General features: G+C 40.1%; 2 protein-coding genes. One reads left to right on the top strand and one right to left on the bottom strand.

Annotated elements, in window-relative coordinates; translation table 11 throughout:
• Window positions 1-71: 71 nt before the first annotated feature.
• Window positions 72-1,400, bottom strand: coding sequence for a replication-associated recombination protein A (locus tag IV84_RS08900; protein WP_046871481.1), 1,329 nt, complete (start codon window positions 1,398-1,400; stop codon window positions 72-74).
• Between the two features lie 527 nt (window positions 1,401-1,927).
• Between IV84_RS08900 and IV84_RS08895 the strand changes: the two genes are divergently transcribed.
• A partial coding sequence (locus IV84_RS08895) for a KxYKxGKxW signal peptide domain-containing protein (protein WP_155515915.1) occupies window positions 1,928-7,219 on the top strand: 5,292 nt, incomplete at its 3' end.

Below are 7,219 nucleotides of genomic sequence, written 5' to 3'. Positions count from 1 at the left end.
TATTCACCAATACCAGAAAGTGTAGACCCACAATAAAGCACGAACAAATTTAATTTTGTTCGTGCTTTTTTCTATTCGTTATCATGTTTAGCATGCCAATTTTTGATGTATTCAAGCCGTTGTTTAAAACGTTTTTCATTACCTTCTTCAGTAGGTACATAATATTCATGGTCTTCTAAATCGGGTGGCATAGTTTTCATATTAGTTAGCTTGTCTTTTTCTGAATGTGCATATTGATAATCCTTGCCATAGCCTAGATCGCCCATTAGTTTGGTGGGAGCATTTCTAATTTGAAGTGGCACTGGTTCATTTCCCGTTTTCTTCACATCTTTTTTGGCATTTAAACGGGCTTTATAAACCGAGTTGGATTTTGGTGCCAAGGATAAGTAAATGACCGCTTCGGTTAAATGGACATCACATTCAGGCATTCCTAAGAACTGGCAAGCCTGGAAAACATTAATGGTGAGCTCCAACGCTCTTGTGTCAGCTACGCCAATATCTTCACTGGCAAAACGGACTAACCTGCGGGCAATGTAAAGTGGATCTTCTCCGCCGTCTAACATCCGTGATAACCAATAAATAGCTGCATTGACGTCACTATTGCGCATGGACTTGTGCAAAGCTGAAATAATGTTGTAGTGTTCTTCGCCATGTTTATCATAGCGAAGCGACTTGGTATTGATAAATTGATTTAGGTTAGAATCGGTAATAGTCACAGTGTTATCCTTATGATCCGCATTTAGCACTGCCATTTCGAGGGTATTTAGTGCAATGCGGGCATCACCATTGGCAAACTGAGAAATTAGAGATAATGTCTCATCGGAAATCTCGACTTTCAGTTTTGGAAAGGCGTTTGGGTTGTTCAAAGCCTTACGTAAAAGGGTCACAATTTCTTTTGGCTGCAATTCTTTTAAAACGAAAACTTTACAGCGGGAAAGAAGCGCCGAATTAATTTCAAATGAAGGATTTTCGGTAGTAGCGCCAATCAGGATGATACTGCCACGTTCTACAAAGGGTAAAAAAGCGTCTTGTTGGGCTTTGTTAAACCGATGAATTTCATCGACAAAGACAATCGTTTTTTGACCGATTTCCCGATTGTCTTCCGCTTCCTCCATAATCTTGCGAATATCCTTAATCCCACTAGTTACGGCACTGAACGTAATGAAGTGGGATTTTGTTTTATGGGCAATGATTTGGGCAAGCGTTGTTTTGCCAACACCAGGCGGTCCCCAGAATATAATGGAAGGTAACTGGTCTTGATCAATAATTTCACGTAAAACTTTGCCTGGCCCTAATAGGTGCGTCTGCCCGGTAAATTCGTCAAGCGTTTGAGGGCGCACACGGTTAGCCAGTGGGCTGTTTTGATTGTTTTGATTAGCGAATAAAGATTCCTGTTTCAAAATGTGCTCCTTTGAATTCGATTGTTTAGTTAAATTAAACACTAGTTTTGGAAGAAAGTTAACTAAAGTGAATTTTAAGCTGGAAATTGAGGAATACTTAATTATCTATCAGTTTTGAATCAGTTATAGCAGATGTGTTAAAAAAGGAAACGAATCTCAGAAACTTTTACGGAAAACACGCGGAATTTGGTAGATTAATAAACAATAAACATAAATGTTGATGATGATATCCCAAGTTTTTATTAGTTAAAGAGTACTAATCATGATTTTTGGTTAAAAATTAGTCTTGGTTGTACAGAAGGAGATAGGAATTATTCAAAAAAATTACAAAAAAAGAGATAAAAAGAGTTAATATATATAAATAGGCAAGATTTTTAACCGGAAATGATTGTAAAATCGTTTCCAATGACTTATATTTGAAGTATAACTATGGTGTGATTTAATTATAATTAAAGCTGTGGATTAGTTATATAGGTAAACAGTTACATAACTGAAAGTTATTTGTAATAATTCGGAGGAGATATCATATGGAAGATAAAGGAAATCAAAAGAAATTTATGAAGCTTGTACATGATGAAGGTGACACTAAAGAACATTATAAAATGTATAAAGCAGGTCGTATCTGGGTCTTCGCTGGTATATCATTGTTGACCTTTGGGGCGGCAACATTTGGTACCAATATCAAAACGAATACCAGTAGTTTCGTTAGTAGTGAAAATGTAGCTAAGGCTGCTACTGTTGATTCGTCTAGTACATCAGATTCTAACGGTAACTCAAATTCGGTTGTGTTAAAGAGTAGTGCCCCAAGCTCAAATACAACCTCAACTAGTGAGGTCAGCAGTGCTGCTACCACTGTGACATATGATACTAAGAGCGCGTCTGTAGATAAGGTGGGCTCATCAAGTGCATCTGACAGTTCGTCAAGCGGAACATCTAGTGAGAGTTCTGCAGCAGCTAGCAGTTCAACTAGTTCGTTATCAGATTCTACAAGTACAGAATCATCAGGTAATAAGACAAATAGTGCAAGTTCAGAAAAAACGGAAAGTTCATCTTCAGCAGCTGAGAGTGGTACATCAGCTGCAAGTTCTGTTACAACGACAAATTCTGCGTCATCGACAGAATCTGCTGTTTCAGTGAGCTCTGCAGTAGCAACTAGTGCTGAGTCAGCGACCAGTTCTGATTCGTCAGAGAATTCCAACTCATCGACGGACTCTAATTCTTCTATAATTCCAAATGCGGCCACAGCGGCAACAGCCAAAGCTCTTCAAGACCAATTGGGTGAGGGGTCAACGGTTACTGTTAATGCTGATGGGTCGACCACAATTGTGCTGGCACCGGATGAAGATGCTTCTCGTGCACAGGCTTTGGCAAGTGAAGCTGGATTGACGAACGTGACGATTGAAGCAAAGGCAGCAGCTTTGACTGGTCCTTTGACTTATGATGATGGGATTAGTACAAGTAGCAGCGATTATTCTGGCTCAAAGACACGATTGGATGTAGCCTGGGGCTCTCCGATTACAATGGCGGATATTGCCCTAATGACTGCTGCAGGTACTGGCGCATTTGTCGATGGAAATGGTAATTCAATCACTAATGCTACTCGAGCTCAACTAATTGATTATTATAACTATTTAAAAACAACTGCAACTTTGAAATTTGATTTTGGAACGACTGATGCAGGATACGCGGCAGCATTTGATGATATGGCGGCCATGTATTATTATTCCATTGCAGCTCCTGACAGTTATTTGAACAGCTTGAATACTTATTTGGGTACTTTAACAGCAAATCCAGATGATTTGACGAAAGCTCTTCAAATGGCTACCGATGCCAACACGGATTCTGACATTAGTCAGGCATATAAAATTTTGGAATCTGCTGGTGAATTTCTTGTTAATGATTACATGTTTGCAGGTACAGGAGAGAATGATATTGCAAAGCCTGTAGCTCCTGTCAAGCGTTGGAATGAGCCAGAGGGTCTCACAGATTCTTCTACATGGACTAACGTTCAAAAGTTTATAAACGGTACGCTTAGTTTGTATATATCCGAAATTGTTCCGGGGGCTCAAAAATATGTTTTTCAAACCGTACTGCCCGCGGTTAACAGTATTTCTGATGTTCAAGGAATTGATGTAAACGAGGGACAGGATAAACTCCTTTCTGACATCAATACGCAATCAATCGCATTAGCTTATAAGTTGATGTCAGTTGATGGTGAGTATTCTTTGACAACTATGGTGCCACATATTGAAGAGATGTATTCAACAGCTAATACGCTGCACCTACCCACAAGTGGTGTGGACTTTCTCACTGCAGCGGCGAACGCAACGATAAATGGTTTGGTAAGTAACATGCTAGGTACTGGATCACTTGGTGAGTACGTTGGTGCACTGGAATCAGGAACAGGAACGGGTTGGAATAGTTTAACTTTATCTGGGGATGGAGTAGCTTATCCCATTTTCTCAATATTTAATTCAATCTATTTAAGTTATTCTAGAGTTTTAATTACTGCTGATTATGGTTACATGATGGTTGGTAAGTATGATGCTATGAAGGCGATGTATGATGGTACTTTACCTACGGATATAACAGAGACGACTGCAGCAAGTGGCATTAATACGACCAAGACTCATACGGGTACAGCAATTCCAACTGGTATTGCTACCACTACTTATCAACAGGGTTATTGGGATACTTATCATTATATTTTGCCTTTCTATAAAGCTAAATTGAATGATATGGGTTCTAACACTGCAATTGTTCGTAGCTCCTATCCTGATGGCACTGCTGGTGACAAGGCATATGAAGATGCTGTTTGGGCTCGAGTTACTGGAGACAGTACTGTTAATGGCAATACTGATACAAAAAATCCTGGTATTTTAGGTTTTGATTACGCCACTGATACAGCGTCTGCAAATACCATTAGTCTTGCAACAACAGCCGATCCAAATGATTCAAATCCTCATAATAATGCTGATTCAGTTAGTGCACAAACTGAGGCTTATTTGGTTCAATTTTACTCAGAAACAGTGGGTGAGAATGCAGTTAGCTATCAATTACAACCAGTTGTAAGGACAACAATTACTTCGGATGGTACCTCATCGGGTACTGTTTATGGTACAACCGATACTCCTTTAGGAGACCCAACAGCTGCGTTAACGGGTGCTCCAGGTGCTGCTGCAGATACAAGCACGTTGCCACTCACAGCAAAAGACACGGACGGTACCACTTATGATAAACCAAGTACTTTAAATATTGATATTACTGAAAACGGTGGCACTATTAATGTGCCTTATGGTACTAAGACTGTGCGTGCCGGTGCAACCTTTGTTCATGCAACGGGCGAACCAGCTAACACAACTTTCAATTACACTGTTTATAATTCAGATAAGAGTGTATTTTCATCAGGAACAGATGAGTATAGTACCGCAGAAGCTGGTACTGAATTCGATTTAACAGAGGGTCAGTACATTACTGTTACGCCTGCTGCAGTGGCTAACTATACAGTTGCTCCGGCGACAGCTCAGACAATAAGCTTTGATGATACGGTTACTGGTACTAATAGTATGACGTTTGCGTATGTGCCTACCGATGTTACTTATAACATTCAGCCAGTTTATCAAAGTGGTACGGATGCTAACGGGAAACCCGTTTACGTTAATCTTGGAAAGCCCATCTCTGACCTTTCAGGGGTACCGGGAGCAGCAATTGATGCGACTAAGCTGACTGATATTGCTGGATATAGTAAACCAACATACAATGATACGGATGAAGACAAAACAAATGACACGCCTACGATTCCAACTACCACAGATGGTACAGTTAATGCTGTTTATACTGTGAATGCTGAGCAAGTTAAGGTTACGGAAACGGGTGTACCAGCTAATACTACTTTCACATACACGGTTAATGGTGGAACACCAGTTGCGGCAGCTTATACAGATGGCGCTATGACGATTGATGCCAATTATGGTGATGTTGTAGTGATTACTCCGGAGACTGTTGGCGGTTATAACTTGACCGGAACTGATGAAGGTGTTGCAACTAAGACCATTACGGTTGGCGAAAACACGATTAATGCGGATAAGACGGTTACGATTAGTAAAAATAATACGGCGGCGTTTGTGTACACCATTGCTGAGGCAACGGTGGGTGTTAATTTTGTTGATAGCGATGGTAAGGCAATTACCCAGACTTATCTTAGCGGTTTTAAAGAGGGTATCAATCAATATGATGTTGTGTATGGAAATTACACCAATCCGACGGTCACAGTAGCCATGAATTCTGATGATACAGTTGACACAGCTGACGTTATCAGTGCATTAAGTGCCGATACAAGCTTCAAGTTGCCTCAAAAGTATGTTTATACTTGGGCACTTGGTGGTCTTGCTATGAATTATCGAATCGCTGCTAATCAAACTGCTACGGTCGTTAAGGGCACGAATGGAAATTACACGATTACGGTTAAGCTTGATACTCCTATTGCCGTACAACTTGCAGTTCGTGGTCATAATGGGACAAATAAATATGGTGACATGGGAACTGTTACTTACGACAGTGATAACATTACGAATGATGCTGATGCGAATGCATTGTCAGTGTCACAAAATTGGATCACTGGTGATGATGGTAATCAAGCGTTCATTGGTTATGTCGGAGATACCTACGATTTGACTGGGACGACGTTTACTTCTGATGGTTTAGCGGGTCGTTGGGATACCAGTACGATTACTAGTGGAAAATTAAAGGGTACGCTAACAAGTGCGATGGATTATTATCAAACCCAAGCAACGAATGCAGATGGTACGCCTGCCACAACGACGGATGCAAATGGGACTACTTGGCAGACTATGAAAACACCTGGAAATACCCAAAATCTAATTGCCGATGAAGCAGTTAAGTATGATTTATATGGTAATTTGCCGGATGGAACTAAGACACAACTTAATTCTGAAACTGGTATTTACGGTGATGCGTTTGATAAAGCTGGATTTATCAGCAGTGCAGTGGCGAAGTACACTGCTATTACTTCATCTAATGGTCGTGAAATGACATTAGATGATGATGCGACGATGGCAGTAACTAATGCTACAACGGCATTGACGGATATCTATACGTATGATAAAAGTACAAACACGCCTGGAACTAATGAAACTGGTAGTTCATATACACCAAATACACGTGAATTTGATGTTGCATACGACTATGTACCGGCAAGCATCACGGTTAATTATTACACCGAGGACAGTACTGGCAAAGCAACATTAACTAAAACAGATACAATTGATTCGGACTATGTAAAGAATTTAGATAGCAGTATTGATGGCTTCTATGTAGGTGATAGTTTCAGTAAGTATGTTGAAACGACGCCTGATGGTTATGCAATTGATGCAACTAAGAGTACTTTACCAACTGTTGCGGCTGATCGAGTTGCAACTGATGCAAATAACACATCGTCATATAATGTTTATTACACACCAAATTCTGAAAACCTCGATGTTACTTATGTTGATGATGATAATTCTGGGGCCATAGTTGCTACTGATAACATTAGTGGTTTGATGAATGGTACAGGAACTTATGTTACATCGACTTCAGGAAAAGTTCCTGCTGGATATCAATTAGCTAAAAATCAGAGTGGTAGTGTTGCATATACATTTACCGCTGATGATACGGATAATTTGACGATTCATTTGATTCATTCGGATAGTAAGCCGATTACCCCAACAGATCCAACAGATCCAAATTACAGGAGTACGCATAAGACGATTAGTCGTAAGATTGCTTATATGGGCGTGGATGTTGATAGCTTAACAACA

Origin of the sequence: Pediococcus damnosus (assembly GCF_001437255.1) — a bacterium.
In the GTDB taxonomy this organism is placed as follows: Bacteria; Bacillota; Bacilli; order Lactobacillales; family Lactobacillaceae; genus Pediococcus; species Pediococcus damnosus.
Note: the sequence above shows the minus strand (reverse complement) of the source record. Positions and strands in the feature narration are given on the sequence as shown.